At 63.1% G+C, this 21,927-nt stretch carries 20 protein-coding genes and 1 other RNA gene; 8 read left to right on the forward strand and 13 right to left on the reverse strand.

Annotation, left to right across the window (positions count from 1 at the left end; translation table 11 throughout):
- The first annotated feature begins 124 nt into the window (after nt 1-124).
- The 3 genes from AYK65_RS13985 to AYK65_RS13995 are packed head-to-tail and all read left to right on the forward strand — an operon-like array spanning nt 125 to nt 3,119.
- Nucleotides 125-1,345, forward strand: coding sequence for an NAD-dependent epimerase/dehydratase family protein (locus tag AYK65_RS13985; protein ID WP_046116475.1), 1,221 nt, complete (start codon nt 125-127; stop codon nt 1,343-1,345).
- On the forward strand, nt 1,342-2,220 hold the full coding sequence (locus tag AYK65_RS13990; RefSeq protein ID WP_081158787.1) for a glycosyltransferase: 879 nt from the start codon (nt 1,342-1,344) through the stop codon (nt 2,218-2,220). The genes AYK65_RS13985 and AYK65_RS13990 overlap by 4 nt, the downstream gene beginning before the upstream one ends.
- The gene (locus AYK65_RS13995) at nt 2,217-3,119 is read left to right on the forward strand and encodes an NAD-dependent epimerase/dehydratase family protein (protein WP_081158789.1); all 903 of its coding nucleotides are present in this window, start codon (nt 2,217-2,219) and stop codon (nt 3,117-3,119) included. The genes AYK65_RS13990 and AYK65_RS13995 overlap by 4 nt, the downstream gene beginning before the upstream one ends.
- A 53-nt stretch (nt 3,120-3,172) precedes the next feature.
- Here AYK65_RS13995 and AYK65_RS14000 read toward each other — a convergent pair whose 3' ends face one another.
- From AYK65_RS14000 to ruvC, 4 genes are all read right to left on the reverse strand, one after another.
- Nucleotides 3,173-4,075 (reverse strand): metallophosphoesterase, encoded by a 903-nt coding sequence (locus AYK65_RS14000; RefSeq protein WP_081158791.1) that lies wholly within the window; start codon nt 4,073-4,075, stop codon nt 3,173-3,175.
- 2 nt (nt 4,076-4,077) lie between these two features.
- On the reverse strand, nt 4,078-5,118 hold the full coding sequence (gene ruvB / locus AYK65_RS14005; RefSeq protein ID WP_026616450.1) for a Holliday junction branch migration DNA helicase RuvB: 1,041 nt from the start codon (nt 5,116-5,118) through the stop codon (nt 4,078-4,080).
- A 175-nt stretch (nt 5,119-5,293) separates the two neighbouring features.
- On the reverse strand, nt 5,294-5,911 hold the full coding sequence (ruvA, locus tag AYK65_RS14010; RefSeq protein WP_081158793.1) for a Holliday junction branch migration protein RuvA: 618 nt from the start codon (nt 5,909-5,911) through the stop codon (nt 5,294-5,296).
- Between the two features lie 58 nt (nt 5,912-5,969).
- Nucleotides 5,970-6,482, reverse strand: a complete 513-nt coding sequence (gene ruvC, locus AYK65_RS14015; protein ID WP_026620283.1) for a crossover junction endodeoxyribonuclease RuvC — start codon at nt 6,480-6,482, stop codon at nt 5,970-5,972.
- A gap of 171 nt (nt 6,483-6,653) precedes the next feature.
- Between ruvC and AYK65_RS14020 the strand changes: the two genes are divergently transcribed.
- Nucleotides 6,654-7,655: an LLM class flavin-dependent oxidoreductase gene (locus tag AYK65_RS14020; protein ID WP_026616453.1), complete on the forward strand. Its 1,002-nt coding sequence runs from the start codon at nt 6,654-6,656 to the stop codon at nt 7,653-7,655.
- Between the two features lie 75 nt (nt 7,656-7,730).
- Here AYK65_RS14020 and AYK65_RS14025 read toward each other — a convergent pair whose 3' ends face one another.
- The 6 genes from AYK65_RS14025 to AYK65_RS14050 form a co-directional block, all read right to left on the reverse strand.
- Entirely contained in the window at nt 7,731-8,477 is a 747-nt protein-coding gene (locus AYK65_RS14025; RefSeq protein WP_026616454.1) for a YebC/PmpR family DNA-binding transcriptional regulator, read from the reverse strand.
- Nucleotides 8,478-8,584: 107 nt separating this feature from the next.
- Nucleotides 8,585-9,421 carry an MBL fold metallo-hydrolase gene (locus AYK65_RS14030; protein ID WP_026616455.1) on the reverse strand — a complete coding sequence of 279 codons (837 nt, stop codon included), beginning with the start codon at nt 9,419-9,421 and terminating at the stop codon, nt 8,585-8,587.
- A 235-nt stretch (nt 9,422-9,656) separates the two neighbouring features.
- The gene (locus AYK65_RS14035; protein WP_081158795.1) at nt 9,657-12,833 is read right to left on the reverse strand and encodes an efflux RND transporter permease subunit; all 3,177 of its coding nucleotides are present in this window, start codon (nt 12,831-12,833) and stop codon (nt 9,657-9,659) included.
- Nucleotides 12,830-13,987, reverse strand: a complete 1,158-nt coding sequence (locus AYK65_RS14040) for an efflux RND transporter periplasmic adaptor subunit (RefSeq protein ID WP_026616457.1) — start codon at nt 13,985-13,987, stop codon at nt 12,830-12,832. Before AYK65_RS14040 ends, AYK65_RS14035 begins: the two co-directional genes overlap by 4 nt.
- Nucleotides 13,988-14,272: 285 nt before the next feature.
- Entirely contained in the window at nt 14,273-15,097 is an 825-nt protein-coding gene (locus tag AYK65_RS14045; RefSeq protein WP_026616458.1) for a TIGR00282 family metallophosphoesterase, read from the reverse strand.
- A 114-nt stretch (nt 15,098-15,211) separates the two neighbouring features.
- Nucleotides 15,212-15,793, reverse strand: a complete 582-nt coding sequence (locus tag AYK65_RS14050) for a 5-formyltetrahydrofolate cyclo-ligase (protein WP_026616459.1) — start codon at nt 15,791-15,793, stop codon at nt 15,212-15,214.
- A 298-nt stretch (nt 15,794-16,091) separates the two neighbouring features.
- Between AYK65_RS14050 and AYK65_RS14055 the strand changes: the two genes are divergently transcribed.
- Together AYK65_RS14055 and AYK65_RS14065 are read left to right on the forward strand one after the other, a co-directional pair.
- On the forward strand, nt 16,092-16,301 hold the full coding sequence (locus tag AYK65_RS14055) for a helix-turn-helix domain-containing protein (protein ID WP_026616460.1): 210 nt from the start codon (nt 16,092-16,094) through the stop codon (nt 16,299-16,301).
- 303 nt (nt 16,302-16,604) lie between these two features.
- The gene (locus tag AYK65_RS14065; RefSeq protein WP_026616461.1) at nt 16,605-17,501 is read left to right on the forward strand and encodes a LysR family transcriptional regulator; all 897 of its coding nucleotides are present in this window, start codon (nt 16,605-16,607) and stop codon (nt 17,499-17,501) included.
- A gap of 49 nt (nt 17,502-17,550) precedes the next feature.
- Here AYK65_RS14065 and ssrS read toward each other — a convergent pair.
- The 3 genes from ssrS to AYK65_RS14080 all read right to left on the reverse strand — a co-directional run bounded on the left by ssrS (nt 17,551) and on the right by AYK65_RS14080 (nt 18,461).
- Nucleotides 17,551-17,709, reverse strand: a non-coding RNA gene (ssrS, locus tag AYK65_RS14070) — 6S RNA.
- 93 nt (nt 17,710-17,802) lie between these two features.
- Nucleotides 17,803-18,180, reverse strand: a complete 378-nt coding sequence (locus AYK65_RS14075) for a cell division protein ZapA (protein ID WP_026616462.1) — start codon at nt 18,178-18,180, stop codon at nt 17,803-17,805.
- 11 nt (nt 18,181-18,191) lie between these two features.
- Nucleotides 18,192-18,461, reverse strand: coding sequence for a DUF4164 domain-containing protein (locus AYK65_RS14080; protein ID WP_026616463.1), 270 nt, complete (start codon nt 18,459-18,461; stop codon nt 18,192-18,194).
- 398 nt (nt 18,462-18,859) lie between these two features.
- Between AYK65_RS14080 and tkt the strand changes: the two genes are divergently transcribed.
- The gene (tkt, locus tag AYK65_RS14085) at nt 18,860-20,842 is read left to right on the forward strand and encodes a transketolase (protein WP_026616464.1); all 1,983 of its coding nucleotides are present in this window, start codon (nt 18,860-18,862) and stop codon (nt 20,840-20,842) included.
- 69 nt (nt 20,843-20,911) lie between these two features.
- On the forward strand, nt 20,912-21,922 hold the full coding sequence (gene gap, locus AYK65_RS14090; protein ID WP_026616465.1) for a type I glyceraldehyde-3-phosphate dehydrogenase: 1,011 nt from the start codon (nt 20,912-20,914) through the stop codon (nt 21,920-21,922).
- Nucleotides 21,923-21,927 lie beyond the last annotated feature (5 nt).

A 21,927-nucleotide genomic window follows, 5' to 3' on the forward strand; every position in this document is an offset into this window, starting at 1 on the left:
GCATTCTCCGGGAGGATTTTGCTTTTCCTGTGCAGGAACAAAAAGACAATTGCAAGCATTGCAGCTTTGTCACAATCCTATCCTATCAGGGCACTTGTCCTCTTCCCGATCTGGAGAATCCTGCATGAAGATTGCAATCCTCGGCGGTGATGGTTTCGTCGGCTGGCCCACCGCGCTCCATTTGTCCGATGCGGGCCACGACATCCACATTCTCGATAATCTCTCCCGCCGCTGGATCGACACCGAGCTTGGCGTGCAATCGCTGACGCCGATGGACTCCATCCAGGAGCGCACGCGAATCTGGCACTCCGAGACGGGACGACGCATTCACTTCAACCTCATCGATCTCGCCCGCGACTACGAGCTCCTGAAGAAGTGGCTCGCCGAACACCGCCCGGACGCGATCGTCCATTTCGCCGAGCAGCGCGCCGCGCCCTATTCGATGAAGAGCGACCGGCACAAGAACTACACGGTCAACAACAACGTCAATGCCACCCACAACCTCCTGAACGCGCTCGTCGAGCTCGAGCTCGACGCCCATCTCGTGCATCTCGGCACCATGGGCGTCTACGGCTATTCGACCGTCGGCGCGGCGATCCCGGAAGGCTACCTGCCGGTGGGCATCGAGACGATGGGCGGCGAGACGGTGAGCCAGGAGATTCTTTATCCCTCCAATCCCGGCTCGATCTATCACATGACCAAGTGCCTGGATCAGTTGCTCTTCCAGTTCTATGCCAAGAACGACGGCGTCCGGATTACCGACCTGCATCAGGGCATCGTCTGGGGCACGCACACGGAGCAGACGCGGCGGCATCCGCAGCTTATCAACCGCTTCGACTATGATGGCGACTACGGCACGGTGCTCAACCGCTTCCTGATCCAGGCGGCCATCGGCTATCCGCTGACGGTCCATGGCACTGGCGGCCAGACCCGGGCCTTCATCCATATCCAGGACTCGGTCCGCTGCATCGAACTCGCGCTCGATAACCCGCCCGCGCGCGGCAGCCGCGTCGAGATCTTCAACCAGATGACCGAGACGCATCGCGTCCGCGATTTGGCCGAGATGATCGCGAAAATAACCGGTTCCGAGATCGCCTGGCTTCCCAATCCGCGCAAGGAGGCGGCGGAAAACGATCTCGTCGTGCACAACGAGAAATTCCTGGCTCTCGGGCTCAACCCCATTCGCCTCGAGGACGGGCTGCTTTCCGAAATCGTCGACGTAGCGAAGAAATTCGCCTACCGCGTTGACCGTTCGCGCGTCCCGGCCGTCTCAGCCTGGACGAAGGACATCGCGCCCTTGATCAACCACGATCCGGAGGGTAAGCGGCTGAAATCCGTCTCATGAGTGGCACGGTCGCCATTCCGGAGGGGCTCCGCCCCTCCTCTCCGATGGCTGCTCGCCATGCCTTCGTGACGCTCGTCACCAATGCCGACTACGCGCTCGGCGCACGGGCGTTATTAAGATCGATCCGCTTGACGCGGACGCCGGCTGATATCGTCGTGCTCCATACCGGCGGGGTGGATGCCGCCGAGCTCGAGCCGCTCACCGAATTCGACTGTCGCCTCATCGGGACGGAGCTCCTGCCGCTCTCGGACGAATTCAACGCCCGGCACGCCCGCCGCAACGTCCATGAGCAGGCGCCCTTCACAAAGGGCCGCAAGCCCGACTTCCACTCGCCGCTCGACAATTTCTGCAAGCTCCGCCTTTGGCAGCTGGTCGAGTATGACCGCTGCGTCTTCATCGACGCCGATGCATTGGTTCTGCGCAATATCGACAAACTGTTCCTCTATCCGGAATTTGCCGCCGCACCGAACGTCTATGAGAGCCTCGCGGACTTCCACCGCCTGAATTCCGGCGTCTTCGTTGCCGAGCCGTCGCTTGCGACCTTCGACCAGATGCTTGTGGCGCTCGATCAACCGGGCGCTTTCTGGCCGCGCACGGATCAGACGTTTCTCCAGAGCTTCTTTCCGGATTGGCACGGCCTGCCGGTGACGATGAACATGCTGCAATATGTCTGGTTCAACCTGCCGGCGCTCTGGGACTGGCGATCGATCGGCGTTCTTCACTACCAGTATGAAAAACCGTGGGAGAAGGACCATCCGCGCGCCGAAGCCCTGCGTCCGCTGATCGAGCTCTGGCATGCCTACCTGACGGGCGAGAACATTCCCGACATCACGGCGCTCGAGAATCCGGCTCCGGCCGGCGCTGCAGGGCGATGACCCGCGTTCTCGTCTCTGGCGGCACCGGCTATGTCGGCCGCTTCATCGTCGAGCATCTGCTTGCGAGCGGCTACAAAGTCACGGTCGGCGGCCGCTCGCCGCCCGCGGACGGCTACTTCTCCCGAGCCGTACCTCATGTTCCGCTGCGCCTCGATCCGGATGCGGACCAGATCGCCGCTTTCGACGACGTCTACTATTTCGTGCATGCCGCATTCGAGCATGTCGAAGGCAAATACCGCGGCGGCGAAGGCCATGACCCCGAGGGTTTCCGCCGCGCTAATCTAGACGGCACGGTCCGTCTCTTCGAGGAAGCGCGCGCCGCCGGCCTGCGCCGCTCAGTCTTTCTGTCGAGCCGCGCCGTCTATGGCGAGACAGCGTCGCCTGTCCTCGACGAAACGTCGCCCGCTGAGCCCGACACGCTCTACGGGCAAGTGAAACTTGCCGCCGAGGATGCATTGAAAGCGACTACCGGCCATGGCTTCGTCACCGCCAGCCTGCGCCTCACCGGCGTATATGGCCGCGCAGGCCCCGGCCGGAAACACAAATGGAGCGGGCTCTTCGCCGATTATCTCGCCGGCAAACCCGTCGCGCCGCGCATCGGCACGGAAGTCCATGGCGATGATCTCGCTGAGGCCGTTCGCCTGATGCTGGAAACCGACGCGGCGAAAGTCTCCGGCAAAGTCTTCAACGTCTCGGACGTGCTGACCGACAACCGCGAAATCCTTTCCGTCCTACAGTCGACGACCGGCTGTCCCCATCCCTTGCCGCCAACGGCGGAGCGGAGCGGGTTCAAGGTGATGTCCACCGACAGGCTGCGCGCCCTTGGCTGGTTGCCGGGCGGAAGCGAGCGGCTGGCGGCGACCATCCGGGAATTGGCCGGGGGCGTGCGGTCATCATGAGCTTGCCTATCGCCGCCGGCAGGCGGAGTGAGGGCGAAAGCGCCAGGACCTGCCTATCCAAGATCGACCACGACGATCTCCGGTGGCACCCCGAAGCGGATCGGGGCGATCGAACAACCGAGACCGCCCGAGACGATCAGGTTTCGATCCTCTTCGACAATATGGCCATAGGCGTAACGGTTGCCGAAGCGGGAAGGCACGACGGGAGAATGGCCGACGAAACGCACCTGTCCGCCATGGGTATGGCCGGAAAGCGTCAGCGAAACCCGCGAGGGGACGGTCGCAAAGATATCCGGCTCGTGCGCAAGCAGGATGACCGGAGCGTCGTCCGTGACCTGTCGCAGCGTGCCGTCGAGATCATCAAGCCCGGTCATCCGCCGCCGGCTCCAGATCTTGCCGGGGCGCAGCGCGAGTTGATCCTCTAGTCCGGCAAGCCAAAAGCCGAAGCCGTCCTTCTCGAGCCGAACGGCGCGGTTGCTGTGGACCTCGATCCTGGCGCCCGCAAGCGCGCGATGGCCGAAAGTCTCGCCGCCGCCGTTCTGCTGCGCGGCCCTGTCTTCCCACCAGTCGTGATTGCCCATGACGGCGTGAACGCCGAGCGGGGCTTCAAGCGTCGCCAATGCCTTCGACCATTCGCTCGAATGAACATAGCGGGTGACCAGATTCATTCCGGAGGCATAGTCGCCGAGGAGCACGGTGACATCGGCCTTGAGCGCATTCGCTCGCTCGCAGATGGAGACGATCCGGCTCGCCGGCATCCAGGGCTCGCAGGCGTGCAGGTCGGCAAGAGCCACGATGCGGAGCTTGAGACCGGGAGTCCAGCCGGGTGGCGTCAGGCGATATCGCGCGACATTGAGACGCGCGAGCGGCTCGACGGCAAAGCCATAGCTGCCGAGCGCCGCGAAGCTCGCGAAACTGCCGCCGAACAATTTCATGAAGCCGCGGCGGGTGATCATCCTCAGTCGTCCTCCAGCGTCAGGCGGAACTGCATTGCCTCGATATCCTTCGGCGGGTTGAGGCCGAGATGCTTCCAGGCGTTGGCCGTCAGCACGCGGCCGCGTGGTGTGCGCTGGATAAAGCCCTGCTGGATCAGATAAGGCTCGATGATGTCCTCGATGGCGTCGCGCGGCTCGGAAAGACCTGCCGCGATCGTCTCGATGCCGACCGGCCCGCCGCCGAAATTGTGGGCGATCATCGTCAGGTAGCGGCGGTCGAGCTGGTCGAGCCCCATGCTGTCGACGAGCAGCCGCGTCAGCGCCTCGTCGGCGATCTCCCGGGTCACGGCCTCGGCGCGCGCGACTTCGGCGAAATCGCGCACCCGGCGCAGGAGCCGCCCCGCTATGCGCGGCGTGCCACGCGCCCGGCGGGCGATTTCGCGCGCACCCTCATCGGTCATGCCGAGACCCATCAGCCGCGCGCCGCGCCGGACGATCAGCTCCAGTTCCTCGACCGTGTAGAAATTGAGCCGAACCGGTATGCCGAAGCGGTCGCGCAGCGGCGTCGTCAGGAGCCCTAGGCGGGTCGTCGCCGCCACGAGTGTAAATTTGGCAAGGTCGATCTTCACCGAACGGGCGGCCGGCCCCTCGCCGATGATGAGGTCGAGCTGGAAATCCTCCATGGCCGGATAGAGTATCTCCTCGACGGCCGGGTTCAGACGGTGGATTTCGTCGATGAAGAGCACGTCGCGCTCTTCGAGATTGGTGAGCAACGCCGCGAGATCGCCGGCCTTGGCGATAACCGGCCCGGAGGTCGAGCGGAAATTGACGCCGAGCTCCTTCGCCATGATCTGGGCAAGCGTCGTTTTGCCGAGACCGGGCGGCCCGACGAAAAGGACGTGGTCGAGCGCTTCGCCGCGATTGCGCGCCGCCTCGATGAAGATCTTGAGATTGGCGCGCGCCTCCGCCTGGCCGGTGAACTCGTCGAGCGACTGCGGACGCAAGGTCGCATCGAGATCTTCGCCCCGTTTCTCCGGCGCAATCAGGCGTGCGGCTTCACTCATCTCAAACTTCCATTTCGGGCTGAGTCGCAGTCACGGGAAACGCAGGCGTCAATGCCGATCATCGCCGTACTGCCGTGTTCAACCATACCGGGGGTGCCGCAGCCAACCCAGGCGCGGTCGGCTGACGATGCCGTTACTCCAATGTCTTTGTGGCTGCAGAATGGCCTGCCTCCCCTCACCGCGACAATTCCCTCAGCCCGAGACGGATCAGCTTGGCGCTGTCGGCGCCCTCCCCGCCATTTTTCAGCGCCGCAGCAACGGCGTTCGCCGCCTGGTCGCGCGAATAGCCGAGGTTGGTGAGCGCCGAGACCGCGTCGGCGATCGGCGCCGGGGCGACGCCTTCGCCGAGTTCTTGGCTGAGTACGATCGACGGGGCCATCTCGCCGGCAAAGGCCGGCGCCTTGTTCTTGAGCTCGGTGACGATACGCACGGCCACTTTCGGCCCGACACCCGGTGCGCGCGAGATCGACGTCTTGTCCTGCAGGGCAATGGCATTCGCGAGTTCGCCCGGCGTCAGCGTCGAAAGCACTGCCAGCGCTACCTTGGAACCCACGCCCTGCACGCTCTGAAGCAGGCGGAACCACTCGCGTTCCATCGCGGTCATGAAGCCGAACAGCTTAAACTGGTCCTCGCGCACATAAGTCTCGATGAAGAGCACCGCCGCCTCTCCGGCCCGTCCGAGCTTCGCGAGCGTGCGCGCCGAACAATGGGCGACGTATCCGACACCATGCACGTCGAGAACCACGTGATCCTCACCGATCTCGTCTATGGTGCCTTTGAGCTTGCCGATCATCTGGCTTCGTCTTTCTGGAAGGTTTGGAGGCTCTGTGCGTGAAATTCCGGCGAGTGAACTAGCCTGCAAGGGCCGCCAGTCGGCTCGTGATTGCCTGGCGATTGTGCGCATGACAAATGGCGATGGCGAGCGCGTCGGCAGCGTCGTTGCCCTTGAACTCGACCTTCGGCATCAGGACCTTCAGCATCATATGGATCTGCTGCTTCTCGCCATGGCCGACGCCGATCACCGCCTTTTTCACCGCATTGGGCGCATATTCCGCGACCCTCAAGCCCGCCCGCGCCGGAACCAGCATGGCGATGCCGCGCGCCTGCCCGAGTTTCAGCGTCGCCGTCGCGTCCTTGTTGACGAAGGTCTGCTCCACCGCCGCTTCGTGCGGCTGATAACCGTGCACTACTTCGGCAAGCCCGTCGTGCAACTGGCAGAGTCGTGAGGCGAGATCCATCTCGCCGTCGGACGTCACGGTGCCCGAGGCGACGAAACGCAGCGAATTGCCAAGCGTCTCGATAATCCCCCAGCCGGTGCGTCTCAATCCCGGATCGATGCCGATGATGCGAATCGTGCTCTGCATGCCTCACCCTATGTCGCTCACGGGGACGCTGCCAGCAAAAAGTGAACAAAACAAAAACATTACACAGAAACGCTGTCCCGTCGGCGGAAAATCGCGAGAGCGGCCTTGGCGTTAAGAAACTTGAACCTACATTGCCATCGATCAATTTCTCTTAATGAAAAAGGCGTTGTCATGATCCCTTTCTCCATTCTCGATCTTTCGCCAATTACCGAAGGCGGCAGCGTCGCCCAATCGCTCGAGAACTCACGCCGGCTGGCGATCGCCGCGGAAGAGAATGGCTACAAGCGCTTCTGGCTGGCCGAACATCACGGCATGAAGGGCATCGCCAGCGCCGCGACATCCCTTGTGATCTCCCATGTGGCCGCGGCCACGCAAGCCATCCGTGTGGGCTCAGGCGGCATCATGCTGCCCAACCATTCGCCGCTTGTCATCGCCGAGCAATTCGGCACGCTCGCAGCGCTTTATCCCGGCCGTATCGATCTCGGCCTCGGTCGCGCCCCCGGCACCGACATGCGGACGGCCCAGGCACTCCGGCGCAACATGGAGGCGAGTTCCAACAATTTCCCGAACGATGTCGTCGAACTCCAGGCGCTGCTCGGGCCCATCACCGAGGATCAGAAGATCATCGCCGTGCCGGGTGCGGATTCGAACGTGCCGATCTGGCTGCTCGGTTCTAGCCACTTCAGCGCCCATCTCGCCGGCATGCTCGGGCTTCCCTTCGCCTTCGCCTCGCATTTCGCGCCGGACATGCTGCTCTCCGCGCTCGAAATCTACCGCGAGCGCTTCACGCCGTCGCAGCAGCTGGATAAGCCTCAGGTCATGGTCGGCGTCATGGGCGTTGCCGCCGATACAGATGAGGAGGCGAACTATCTCTTCACCTCGATGCAGCAGTCCTTCGTGGCGCTTCGCCGCAACGCGCGCGGGCGCTTCCCGCCCCCGGTCAAGTCGATGGACAGCCTCTGGAGTGCGGACGAGAAGATCTTCGTCGATCACGCCATGACCTACGCGGTCGTCGGCGGCCCGGAAACCATCCGCCGCAAGATCGCGGCTTTCCTCGATCTCACCAAGACGGACGAGCTGATCATCTCCATGCCGATCTTTGACATGGATAAGCGGCTGCATTCGCTGGAGCTCTTCTCCGAAGCGCAACGCGGTCTAGCGGCGGCCGCATGATCGCGCGTTCCTGGCAGCAAAAACCCGCACTGCTTGCGGCAATGCGGGTCGAATGTCTGAGCGCAGAGGCGCGCGTCAGGCCGAAAGCTTTGCCAGCACTTCCTCGGAGACTTCGAAATTTGAATAGACGTTCTGGACGTCGTCGTCGTCTTCGAGGTTGTCGATGAGCTTCATCAGCGACTGTGCCTTTTCCTCATCGACCGGCACGGTGTTCTGCGGCTTCCAGATCGCCTTGACAGTCTCCGCCTCGCCGAGCGTGCCTTCGAGCGCCTTAGAGACCTCGCCGATATCTTCGAAACCGCAGATGATGGTGTGGCTTTCCTCGTCCGTCTCGACGTCGTCCGCACCCGCCTCGATCGCGGCTTCCATCACCTTGTCGGCATCGCCGGCGGAGAGCTTGTAGGTGATTTCGCCGACGCGGTCGAAGGAGAAGGAGACCGAGCCGGTTTCGCCAAGCGCTCCGCCCGCCTTGGTGAAAATGGAGCGGACGTTGGAGGCGGTCCGGTTGCGGTTGTCGGTCAGCGCCTCGACGATGACTGCGACGCCGCCCGGCCCGTAACCCTCGTAGCGGACTTCTTCATAGTTCTCCGCGTCACCACCGGAAGCCTTCTTGATCGCGCGTTCGATATTGTCCTTCGGCATGGATTGCGCCTTGGCGTTCTGGATTGCGAGGCGCAGGCGCGGGTTCATGGTCGGGTCGGGCAGGCCGGTCTTTGCGGCGACGGTGATTTCGCGCGCGAGCTTGGAAAACATTTTGGAGCGCACCGCATCCTGACGGCCCTTGCGGTGCATGATGTTCTTGAACTGTGAATGGCCAGCCATGGCGCCCTCTGCATGCATGGAATTTATTGGGATGGGGCGCCTTATAGTTTCATTGCCGTTCTCCGTCCAGCAGGGCCTTTTCTTTTCGAAAAACGAAAAGGCCGCTTTCACACCCCCTGGAGGACGTAGATCAGCGGCTTGCTCGGCAGCGAGCGAAGCGAGACCTTGACCGTCGGTCCGGTGGCAAAGCTCTTGTCGAAGTCGTCGCCGAACATTGCCAGAAAGGCGTTGGTCAACGGCCGGTGCATCGGCAGGATGAGCGCGGCGCGAAGCCGGGAGACGACGCGGCTCATGCTCTCGGCGCCCATGGTCAGGCCGCCATCGACCGGCACCATCAGCACGTCGAGCCGGCCGATCTGGCGATAATGGCTGTCGTCGAGTTCGTAGTGCAGATGACCGAGATGGCCGATGCAGAGCCCGGCAACCTCGAAGATGAAGATCGAATTGCCATTGGGTTCCATGCCGTCGAAGCCGGAACGGATATCCGTCGTCACGTTACGGATATAGGTGTCGCCGACAACGAGGTCATGGCGGGCCGGTTCGCCGTCCTCGCCCCAGCCATGCAGCACATGACGGATGGCCGGATCCGGCGTCAGCGTATAGTGACTGGAATGGGCCTTATTCATCGTCACCACGGTCGGCGGCGCCGCGGTCCGGAACCAGCCGTTGTAATCGGTGGCGATCGAGACGCCGCCGGGCGTTTCGATCAGGAACGTCGAGTGGCCGAGAAAGGTGATGCTTACCTCTTCTCCTGCTGCCGCAGCCGCGGGCGTGGCCGCAGGTGGCGCGGCGAAACCGACGAAGGTCGCCGCCGGCATGGCTTCGGCAATCGCCTGGCATTGGCTGACTGGGGCTGGTTGCTGTTGGGCATGCACCGGTTCCGGCCAGAACGCATGTATCAGCCAGATTAGGGCCAGGGTGTAGGCAAGGTATCGCAGCAGCATCCTTCACCTCTCACACGCTATCAGGCGCGGGATGAGGTAAAGTGTAAGCGGTCTTCCGCCCGCATCCCGCATCTCAACTCATGAGAAACGATCACGATGATTTCGGATGGATTTGAGGCCGAAATCATCGTGATCGAGCGGCAGGCAGGATCATTCAAGCTGGTGATCCCGTCCAGCGCCAAACGACTGACAGCCGCTCACAATCGCGTCATTGCAAGCGCAGATCCACCCTTTGTCACTCTCCCGCCGCAGCCGCCGGCTCGGCCGCCGGCGCCCGCTTCCGGCGCAGCGACCGCAGCGCCACGTAGAAGACCGGCGTCAGGAACAGGCCGAGGAAGGTGACGCCGAGCATGCCGGAGAAGACGGCGGTGCCGAGCGACCGGCGCATTTCGGCGCCAGGTCCCGTCGCGATCACCAGCGGCACGACGCCGAGGATGAAGGCGAAGGCGGTCATCAGGATCGGGCGAAGCCTGAGACGGCTCGCTTCAATCGCCGCTTCGACCGGCGTCTTGCCTTCTTCCTCGCCCTGGCGGGCGAATTCGACGATCAGGATCGCGTTTTTGGCGGCAAGGCCGATCAGCACGATGAGCCCGATCTGCGTCAGCACGTTGTTGTCGAAGCCGCGAAGCGAGACGCCGAGCAGAGCTGCGAGAACCGCGAGCGGCACGATCAGGATGATCGCCAGCGGCAGCACCCAGCTTTCATATTGCGCGGCCAGAGCCAGGAATACGAAGATCACCGACAGCGCGAAGATGAAGACGGCGGTATTGCCGGTCTGGCGCTCCTGAAAGGCGAGTTCCGTCCATTCGAAGGTCGTGCCCTGCGGCAGGATCTGGCCAGCAAGCGCCTCCATCTTGTCGAGCGCGGTTCCAGTCGAGACACCGGGTGCCGGATTGCCCTGGACGGGAACGGAGACATACATGTTATAGCGCTGGACAAGCGCCGGCCCGCTCGTGTCGCGAATCTCGACGAGCGTTCCAAGCGGCACCAAAGCACCGGAGGCGGAACGCACCTTGAGAGCGAGGATATCGTCCCGTTCGACGCGGTACTGCTGGTCGGCCTGGGCGCGGACCTGGTAGACGCGGCCGAACGCGTTGAAATCATTGACGTAGGAGGTCCCGAGATTGATCGAGAGCGTCTCGAAGATGTTCGGGATCGGTACGTTCAGCGCCCGTGCTTTGTCGCGATCGATTGCCAGGAAGAATTGCGGGCTCGACGCCGAGAAGGTGGTGAAGACGCCCGTCAGACCCTCGGTCTGATTGGCGGCGCCCATCATCTGAAAGGCGAGCCCGAGGGCGCGCCGCATATCGGCGTTCTGGCGATCCATGATCTGCATCTTGAAGCCGCCGGAATTGCCGATACCGCGAACGGAGGGCGGCGGAACGGCGATGATGAAGGCCTCCTGGATGCTCTGCATCGCACCGAAGATCTGACCGACGATCTGCGTGGCGCTCTGATTGTTCTTGAGCCGCTCCTCGAAACTGTCGAAGGGCGTGAAGATGACGCCCGCATTGGACGCATTGGTGAAGGTGGCGCCGCTGAAGCCCGCGAAGGCGACCGCATCCCGGACACCCGGCACCTCCCGAACCATCTCGGACGCCCGCCGCACGACCGCGTCCGTCCGCGCGAGCGAGGAACCTTCCGGAAGCTGGATGACGACGATGGCGTAGCCCTGGTCCATCTGCGGTATGAAGCCCCGGGGCACGATCTGCGCCATATAGGCAGTGGCTCCGAGCAGGGCGACGAAGACGACGAGAGACGCAACAATCGCCATTGTCGTCGTGACGAGGTGGCGCACCGCCCATGCGTAACCATCGGCCATGCGGTCGAAGCCACGGTTGAAGCCATTGGCGAAGCCGCGACCGAGCCGCGTCAGCGGATTGCGGCTCTCATGCTCGTGATTGTCGTGCGGGCGCAGGAGAACGGCCGCAAGCGCCGGCGAGAGCGTCAGCGAGTTGATCGCGGAGATCACTGTCGCCACCGCGATCGTCACCGCGAACTGCAGATAGAACTGGCCTGCGATTCCCGGAATGAAGGCGGTCGGCACGAAGACGGCGGTCAGAACGAGGGAAATCGCGACGACCGCCGCGCCCACCTCGTCCATCGTCACATGCGCCGCCTCTTTGGGCGTCATGCCACGCTCCAGGTTGCGCTCGACATTCTCGACGACGACGATCGCGTCGTCGACGACGATGCCGATCGCCAGCACCAGACCGAAGAGCGTCAGCATGTTCAGCGAGAAGCCGAAGGCATAGAGCAGCGCGAAGGTGCCGACCAGCGAAACGGGAATGGCGACGATCGGAATGATCGCCGTACGCCAGGACTGCAGGAAGACGATCACGACTAGCGCAACGAGAATCGCGGCCTCGCCGATGGTCTTGTAGACCTCATTGATCGATTCCGAGATGAACTCCGTGGGGTTGTAAATGATCCTGTATTCGAGACCCTCGGGGAAATCCCTCGCAAGGTCCGCCATCGTCGCCTGGATCGCTTCCGCGGCGGCGAGCGCGTTGGTGCCGGGGCGGGAGAAAATGCCGAGTGCGACCGCCGGGCTGCCGTTCAGGTAGCTATTGGTGACATATTCACGGGCGCCGAGTTCGACGCGAGCGACATCCTGCAACTGCACCAGCCTGCCGTCTTCGGTAGCCTTTACGATCACGTAACGGAACTGCCGGGCGTCGCTGAACCGGCCGTCGGTCCTCACCGTGTATTGGAAGGCTTCGTCGCCGGACATCGGCGGGCCACCGATGGAGCCTCCCGAAACCTGGACGTTCTGTTCGCGCAGCGCTTCGACGACGTCGCCTGCGGTCATACCGTAGGCGGAGAGTTTCTGTGGGTCGAGCCAGACGCGCAAGGCGTATTCGCGCTCGCCGAACAGCGTGACGTCGCCGACGCCGTCGAGCCGGACAAGAATGTCGCGGATACGCGTGCGGGCGTAGTTGGAAACGTAGAGCTGGTCATAACGATCGTTCGGCGACAGCAGATGGACGACCATCATCAGGTCCGGCGAACTCTTCGTCGTCGTGACGCCGATGCGCCGGACTTCCTCCGGCAGCCGCGGCTCGGCGACCGAGACGCGATTCTGCACCAGGACCTGCGCCTGGTCGAGGTTCGTGCCGAGCTTGAAGGTGATCGTCAGCGCCATCGAGCCGTCGGCCGTCGAATAGGACGACATGTACAGCATGTTCTCGACGCCGTTGATCTCCTGCTCGAGCGGGGTGGCGACGGTATTGGCGATCGTCTCGGCATCCGCGCCCGGATAGGAGGCGCGCACGACGATGGTGGGCGGCGCGATTTCTGGATATTGCGCAACCGGAAGCTGGAAGTAGGCTATGCCGCCGACGATCAGCAGCACGATCGAGAGCACCGACGCGAAAATCGGCCGATCGACGAAGAAATGTGCGAATCTCATTGGGCGTTCTCCGCCGCTTGCGCCGCTTCCTGCGGCAGCACGACGAGCTCGGGCTTGACCTTGACGCCGGGCCTGACCCGCACGAGGCCGTTGACGATAATCGTCTCGTCGCCCGTCAACCCGCTGCGGATAACCCGGTAACCGTGGAGCCGCGGCCCGAGCCGCACGGGCTTGGTCATGACGCTGCCGTCCTCGCCGACCGCATAGACGATACGTTCGTTCTGGTCGGCGGCGATCGCCTCGTCGGGCACGAGGACCGCCCGATAGGTGTTGGAGCCTTCGACCTCCACCCGCCCGAAGAGGCCGGGCTGCAAAATGAAATTGGGGTTCGCGAAGCGGGCGCGCACCCGCATCGTGCCCGTCTGATTGTCCACCCGGTTTTCCGCGAAATCGAGCTTACCCTCGAAGGGCCGTTCGGTGGCGTCGGCGATCGTGACAAGCACCGAGAGCGATCCCGCGCCCTCCTGCAGTGCACTGCCGCGCTCCCGCGCGGTTCGGGCATAGGAAAGCAGGCGGCGCTCGTCGACGTCGAAATAGAAGTCGATCGGATCAAGCGACACGATCGTCGTCAGGACCGTCTGATCCGCCTGGACGAGGTTGCCCGGCGAGATCAGCCGCCGGTCGACGCGGCCGCTGAGCGGCGCAGTGATCGTCGTATATTCGAGATCGAGCTTGGCTCGCTCGACGGCCGCCTCAGCGCCACGCACGCTCGCCTGCGCCGCGAGCAGTGCCCGACGGTCGTCGTCCAGCCTGGACACGGAGAGGGTGCCCGTGCCGGCGAGCGACTCCGTTCGCTTGAACGTGGTCTCTGCGAAATCGAGCGTCGATTGCGCCGAGGCAAGCTCCGCTTCCGCCTGGGCGAGAGCGGTACGGAAGGGCCGCTGGTCGATGACGAAGAGCTTGTCGCCCTTCTTCACCATCGCGCCGTCCGTGAAGAAGACCTCGTCGAGGTAGCCGCCTACGCGTGAGCGTATCGAAACCTCGTCGACCGCCTCGAAGCGGCCGATGAACTCGTCGGCATCGATGACGTCGCGCACCACCGGTTTGGCGACGGTCACCGTCGGCAGTTGCGCGTCCTGCGCGCCGGCGGGCATCGACATGAGAAGAGGAATGGAAATGGCGGCGATCGCCGGCAGACACCACTTTCGCAACATACACGCTCTCCAGGCACCTGATATCAAGATCGCCCGGCACGTGGATGGGATCTTATGGTTGCCGCGGCGACATTTCGTCCGGAGCACCTGGCCCCGGTGGCACTACGTCATGAGAACTTGCGACAGCGGCCGCACGTTATGCGGCTCTCATTTTGCGAGCTAACCTGCCACCATTTGGGAGAACTGTCACCCACGAAACTTGAAAAAAGACAATCGTGCAAAAGCGATATGTCACGCCGCTTTAACGCGGGGTCGAGCAACGCGCGGCCGCGGGGTAGGCGGCGCTCAGGCCCAGAATTGCGGAATCGTCTCGGCGAGCCGGGGCCCGAGCCGGAGCGGTGCGATCTTCTCGGCAAGCCCGGTCCGATCGGAAATCTCGACGCCCACGCCGCAAATCGTAGCCGGGCCCGAGGCCGCCTCGAAACGGCCCTTGGGCATCTTCGAGATGAAGCGGTTGAGCGGCTCCTCCTTCTCCATGCCGAGCGAGGAATCGTAGTCGCCGCACATGCCGGCATCGCTGATATAGGCGGTGCCGCCGTTCAATATCTGATGATCGGCGGTCGGGACATGCGTATGCGTGCCTACGACGAGACTGGCGCGGCCGTCGACGAAATGGCCGAAGCATTGCTTCTCGCTCGTCGCCTCGGCGTGGAAGTCGAACACGATGGCATCCGCCTGCAAGCCGAGCGGGCAGGCCTCGAGGATCGCCTCGGCGCATTTGAAGGGATCGTCGAGCTCCGGGTGCATGAAGACCCGGCCCATGACGTTGGCGACCAGTACGCGGGCACCGTTGCGGGCGAAATAGAGGTTCGATCCTCGGCCCGGTGTGCCGGCCGGATAGTTTGCCGGACGCAGGAACTGGTCGTGCCGCTCGCAGAAGATCACGGCCTCCTTCTGGTCCCAGACATGGTTGCCGGTCGTCACCACGTCGGCGCCTGCGCTGATCGTCTCCAGAAATATGTCCTCGGTGATGCCGAAACCGCCGGCGGCGTTCTCGCCATTGACGATGACGAAATCGAGCTTCAAGTCGCTGACCAGTCCCGGGAGGCGCTCCCAGACCGCCATGCGGCCCGTCCTGCCAACCATATCTCCCAGAAACAGAAGTCGCATGCCGTTCAATCCTGCTTGGATCACGATGACTTCGGGCCAATTCGATCCGAAGTCATGACGTTATCAATTCTAATAGCTCGGAGCCGGATGCGCGCGGAACCCGCACAATGTTCCTCATCCTGCTCCAAAGTGCCGAAAACCGCTCTCCGTCAACACGGCGTCCAGCGCCACGTCGTGCGGTTCAGCCGGCACTGATGCCACTTCCTGGCAGTCGAATGCAATCCCGATCAGGCGCGGCATGTGGCCTTTGCTGCGCAGCCGATCGATCGCCCGGTCGTAATAGCCGGCGCCGTAGCCGATGCGGTGCCCGGCTGCGTCGAAGGCCGAGAGCGGCACGAGCATGATGTCCGGGTCTACCTCCGGTGCCTCGGGGCCCGGCCCCGTCGTCCCGAAACCCGTTTCGACCACGGCGATGCCATCGAGGAGCTCGCGGAACACGATGGTCTTCTTGTCCAGTATGACCGGCAGGCAAAGCCGGGCGCCGCGATCCCTGAGCCGCACCATCAACGGCCGGATGTCCGCCTCGGATCGGATCGGCCAGAAGCCAGAAACGACGTGGCCGGGATCGAGCGCGATGATGTCGGCCGCATGATCGGCCATGGCGAGGCTTGCTTCGATCCGTACTTCCGCCGGCATCGCGTCGCGAAGCGCCAGACGTTCCTTCCTCAACGCTGCCTTCAAATCCTTCGGTGACATCCAACGCCCTTCCCGGCGGACCGGCGCGCCGGTGCAACGACGCTGCTCTCCGCCCATGCCATAACGCAAAGAACCCGTTAGCTGGAACCATGTCGCCGCCGCTTTTGCAACACTTCGCGACAGCCTTTTGCATCGCAGTCAAATCGGCACAGCGTTAGCGCTGCGTTCATCATCCGCCGCGGTTTCACTTCGCAGCTCGCGCCATGCATGCAAATAACGCCCACGATTTCAACTAATTATATGATCTAACATCTTCGGTCTCGGCCACATTGCGGCCAAAACGGAACAGGCCAGCTCCATGCCGGACAAGATCGACGAGCTCGCTCCCCTCGAAGTGCGCTGCCTTGCCCTTGCCGCCCACGGCCGAACCCGGCAGGACATGGTGCGCGAGACCGATATTTCGATGGAGCGGATCGACAGAGCACTGGAGGAGGCGATGCGCAAGCTCCGGGCGAAGAATCTCGCCGAAGCGATCTTCCGCGCCGCCCGGCTCGAGCTGATCTCATAGCATCCAATGAAGATGCCGGACCGCTTCGCTCCGGCGCCGGCATTCTTCGCGCGTAAGACAATGTTGGTGCATGAGGCCGGCATCCGCGAGCAAGTGCGGATCGCCCCGGCGACTGACGATTGTCCATTGCGCATAGATGGCAAGGCGCAGCCGCCATAGCGCAACCGTGGTCGCAGGCAGTGAAGATCTTTGAGCGATCGGAGGTGCGGGGGCGACCAGAACAGGCATGGCGGGAACCTCGATGAGAGCGCGGCACCGTCGATCTTCCGCCTTTGATTGACAGGCGACAAACGAATTGCAAACATGCCTATCATCAAATTTTCTTATGGCGGCACCATGTCACTTCCGCTCGACAGCGACCTGCTCAGGACCTTTCTGGCGGTTGCCGACACCGGCAATCTCACACGGGCTGCCGATGCGGTACGGCGCACGCAATCCGCCGTCAGCATGCAGATCAGGAAACTTGAAAATCAGATCGGCTTGCCGCTTTTCGAGCGGCATTCGCGCGGCGTGGTCCTGACGGCGCAAGGCCGGCGCCTCGTCGACAATGCCCGGCGCATCGTCGCCCTCCTTGACGACACGGCGGCGGCCATGCGCCTGCCTGCACTCGACGGTTCCGTCCGGATCGGGATTTCGGAGGAATACATAAATTCCACGCTGCCGAAGGCGCTCGGCGCCTTCGCGGCCGTTCATCCGGGGGTCGAGGTGACGGTGCAGCAGGGCATTTCGATGTCGAACCTCGCAGCCCTCGAAGCCGGCGAAATCGACATCGCCGTCGTCTTCGAGCCGGGCGGACGAACCCGCAACGAGGTGCTTATGGTGGACCCCACGGTCTGGGTTACCTCCGATCAGCACGGCACGCACGAGCGGCAGCCTGTGCCGATCGCGACCTACACCTATGTAGAGGGCGGTTGGTGCGATGATCTGGCCATGCGGAGCTTGAAAAAACGCGGGATAGAGAGCCGCATCGCCTATGTGAGCCGCACCAGCAGCGGCCTGATCGCCGCCGTCGTTTCGGGTCTGGCCATCGCTCCGCTGTCCCGCAGCGCTATACCGCCCGGTTGCCGCGAACTTACCGAAGAGGACGGCTTTGGCATCATCGACATGTCGAACGTCGTGCTCCGCATAAGGCGGGAAGACCGATCGCCGACGGTCGACGCGATGGCCGACGCCATCCGCCGCGCCTTCGCAGCGGGGTGAGAAAGCGAGCGCGACTGCCGTAGCAAGATCGCCCCACAAAACGGAAGAAGTGCGATCCACAACGACCGATGGATTGTTTACGATCCCGGGCGCCTACTAGGTAGGTGGGCGCCGTATGTCCGAACCCACGAGTTCGGCCAGGGACAGCTCCCTTGAGATCGTGTATGGCCCCGGGGATTGTGGTTCCTGTCGGGAAGCGCAGACCGCGTCGCAGATATAGAACGTCCCGAAGCTTTTCGCCAGAGCGCGATTGGGCGCAACCGCTCGATTTTCGATTTCCTGCCGGGGCCTGGCCGAAACTTCAGTTCGAGGGTGCGGCGGGACGGCCGTTCAACTTGGCGGTAATGCCGTGGATCTGCGCCGTTACCTCGGCAAGCGCGGAGGCGAGCGCCTCTTCGCTTCTCGCCTGATCGGAAAGCGCGGTGTCGCGGCCTCTCTTCAAATTATCGACCTCGGTTTCGAGGCTCTTCAGCCGCCGATCGACCTCGCTCAACTCGTCCATGACCATGATCCCAGCCATCACCGTCAGCCTGAGGTCGCCGATTTCACCGAACTGAGCCTTGAGATGGCCGACATATTGATCGAACCGGGCGGCGAGGTCGCTGAGGTGGTCTTCCTGTCCCTCTTCGCAGGCCATGCGGTAGGCCTTGCCGTCGATCGTCACCGTCACCTGCGCCATGCTTCAGAACCTCAACGATCCAGAACCGCCCGAATGGTCTCCATCGCCGTCACGAGACGGCGGGACACCTCGCGATTGACCTCTTCCAGCCGGTTGGCGCGGAACTGGGACTGGTCAAGCTCCTGTGCCAGCCGCGACCGGTCCTCGTTGACCCGCCGCACCTCGCCTTCGAACTCGCTCACGTCCTTTTCCTTGTCGAAGCGGCCATCGATCGCGATTTCCAGGGACTGAACCGCGCTGCGCAACTCCTCGATCGCCGCCTTGACCGTCTTTGCCGGCATGTCTTCCGATACCTTTCTAGGGAAGCAGCTTCGCTCTGCCCTAAAACAAAGTGCCGGAGCCTTTGCGCCTTGCCTGAACGCGCCTCGCTCCAAAGCCGAATCGCCGGAACATTCGCCGCTTCGGCCCTTTTCTTTTTAAACCTATTACGCAAGTCTCAACAATGCCAAGCGCGACAATGGCCAGCGGAAGCTGTGGATCGTCAATTCCGCCCGCAAACGGCCCCTCGCGCGGTGCCATCCTCGCCGTTTTTGCGGGCCCGGCAGAGGCGCCGCATTTGGTCGCGGAGGGCCCGTATTTATTGACTCGCGCGGTGCACCTGCTATGTGTCTGCCGCTTCTCACGCGGTCTTTGGAGGATAGAGACCGTCCCCTGACCACCGAATTCAAACGGAACAGTCATGATCTCTCGCGAAAAACACGATCGGATGGCGAATGCGATCCGTTTCCTCTCCATGGACGCCGTCGAGAAGGCAAATTCCGGCCACCCTGGCCTCCCGATGGGCGCCGCCGATATCGCGACGGTGCTCTTCACGCGTTACTTGAGCTTCGACCCCAAGAATCCCGCCTGGCCGAACCGCGACCGTTTCGTTCTCTCGGCCGGCCACGGCTCGATGCTGCTCTACTCGCTGCTCTACCTGACGGGCTACGACGACATCACCATTGACGAGATCAAGAACTTCCGCCAACTCGGCTCGCGCACCGCCGGCCACCCGGAATACGGCCACGCCGCCGGCATCGAGACGACCACCGGCCCGCTCGGCCAGGGCATTGCGAACGCCGTCGGCATGGCGATCGCCGAGCGCAAGCTGCGCGAGGAGTTCGGAGCCGAGCTGATGGAGCACTACACCTATGTGATCGCCGGCGATGGCTGTCTGATGGAAGGCATCAGCCAGGAGGCGATCGCGCTTGCCGGCCATTTGAAGCTCAACAAACTCATCGTCTTCTGGGACGACAACAACATCTCGATCGACGGTCCGATCTCGATCGCCGACTCGACCGACCAGCATGCCCGCTTCCGCGCCTGCAAGTGGCACACGATCGCCGTGGACGGCCACGATCCCGACGCGATCGCCGCCGCGATCGAGGAGGCCCAGAAATCCGACAAGCCGACCATGATCGCCTGCAAGACCGTGATCGGCTTCGGCGCGCCGAACAAGGCGGGCACGCACAAGGTTCACGGCTCGCCGCTTGGCGCCGAGGAAATCGCCGCCACCCGCAAGGCGCTCGGCTGGGAAGCAGAAGCCTTCGCCGTCCCCTCCGACGTGCTCGACGCCTGGCGCCTCGCCGGCCTTCGCTCCGTCAAGGCGCGCAAGGAATGGGAGGAGCGGCTCGAAGCCACCGAGGCGGAGAAGAAGGCCCAGTTTATCCGCCGCTTCGCAGGCGATCTCGAAGGCAGCCTCGGCTCGGCGATCAGCGCCTACAAGCAGAAGCTCGCCGAGACCAAGCCTTCGCCGGCGACCCGCAAGGCCTCCGAGGACGCGCTCGAAGTCATCAACGGCGTGCTTGCCGAGACGATCGGCGGCTCTGCCGACCTGACCGGCTCAAACAACACCAAGACGAGCCAGACCCATTCAATCACCCCGGACGATTTCTCCGGCCGCTATATTCACTACGGCGTGCGTGAACACGGCATGGCGGCCGCTATGAACGGGATGGCGCTGCATGGCGGCCTCATTCCCTATTCCGGCGGCTTCCTGATCTTCTCGGACTATTGCCGTCCGTCGATCCGGCTTGCCGCGCTGATGGGCATCCGCGTCATCCACGTTTTGACCCACGATTCCATCGGCCTCGGCGAAGACGGTCCGACCCACCAGCCGGTCGAACACATGGCTGCGCTGCGTGCCATCCCGAACCTCCTGATGTTCCGCCCGGCGGACGCGACGGAGACCGCGGAATGCTGGCAGCTTGCCCTCGAGAACCGCAAGCGCCCATCCGGCCTCGCGCTCACCCGTCAGAACCTGATGGCGATGCGGACGGAATATGAGGAGCAGAACCTCTGCGCCCGCGGCGCCTACGACCTGATCTCGGCAAGCGACGCACAGGTGACGATCTTCGCGACCGGCTCTGAGGTCGAAATCGCCGTCAAAGCCTGCCAGACGCTGACCGCCAAGGGAATCTCGACGCGCGTCGTCTCGGTGCCCTGCTTCGAGCTCTTCGCCGAGCAGAGCGAGGATTACCAGCAGGCGATCATCGGCGACTCGCCGGTCAAGATCGCCGTCGAAGCTGGCGTCCGCCAGGGCTGGGATCATTTCATTGGCAGCGATGGCACCTTCATTGGCATGTCGAGCTTCGGTGCTTCCGGTCCCTACAAGGATCTTTATAAGCATTTCGGCATTACGCCGGAAGCGGTCGTCGCCGCCGCGGAAGCCAAACTATCCTGATCAAGCCGGAGGGCGTCCTCGGAAACGCCCTCCTTTCCGACCACCCGTTCTGACAGGGAGAGACACGAAATGACAGTGAAAGTCGCCATCAACGGTTTCGGCCGCATCGGCCGCAACGTTCTCCGCGCCATCGTCGAATCCGGCCGCAAGGACATCGAAGTCGTCGCCATCAACGACCTTGGTCCGGTCGAGACCAATGCCCACCTCTTGCGCTTCGATTCGATCCACGGCCGCTTCCCGGCCGACGTGAAGGTCGACGGCGACGCGATCGTCATCAACAACGGCAAGCCGATCAAGGTGACCGCGATCCGCAACCCGGCCGAACTGCCGCACAAGGAACTCGGCGTCGACATCGCGATGGAGTGCACCGGCATCTTCACCGCCCGTGACAAGGCAGCCGCTCACCTGGAAGCCGGCGCCAAGCGCGTCATCGTCTCGGCACCGGCCGACGGCGCCGACCTGACCGTCGTCTACGGCGTCAACCACGACAAGCTGACGAAAGACCACCTCGTCATCTCCAACGCATCCTGCACGACCAACTGCCTGGTGCCGGTCGCCAAGGTGCTGCACGACGCCATCGGCATCGACCACGGCATGATGACGACGATCCACTCCTACACCAACGACCAGCCGTCGCTCGACCAGATGCACAAGGATCTCTACCGTGCACGTGCGGCGGCGCTCTCGATGATCCCGACCTCCACCGGTGCTGCCAAGGCCGTCGGCCTCGTGCTGCCGGAGCTCAAGGGCAAGCTCGACGGTGTCTCCGTGCGCGTGCCGACCCCGAACGTCTCGGTGGTCGACCTCAAGTTCGTCGCCAAGCGCGAGACTACCAAGGAAGAGGTCAACGCGGCCATCAAGGCTGCCGCCGACGGTCCGCTCAAGGGCATTCTCGGCTATACGCTGCAGCCGAACGTCTCGGTCGACTTCAACCATGACCCGCATTCCTCGATCTTCCACATGGACCAGACCAAGGTGATGGAAGGCAAGTTCGTGTCGATCCTGTCCTGGTACGACAACGAATGGGGCTTCTCGAACCGCATGGCGGACACGGCGGTCGCACTCGGCAAGCTCCTCTAAGACCG

This window comes from Ensifer aridi, assembly GCF_002078505.1.
In the GTDB taxonomy this organism is placed as follows: Bacteria; Pseudomonadota; Alphaproteobacteria; order Rhizobiales; family Rhizobiaceae; genus Sinorhizobium; species Sinorhizobium aridi.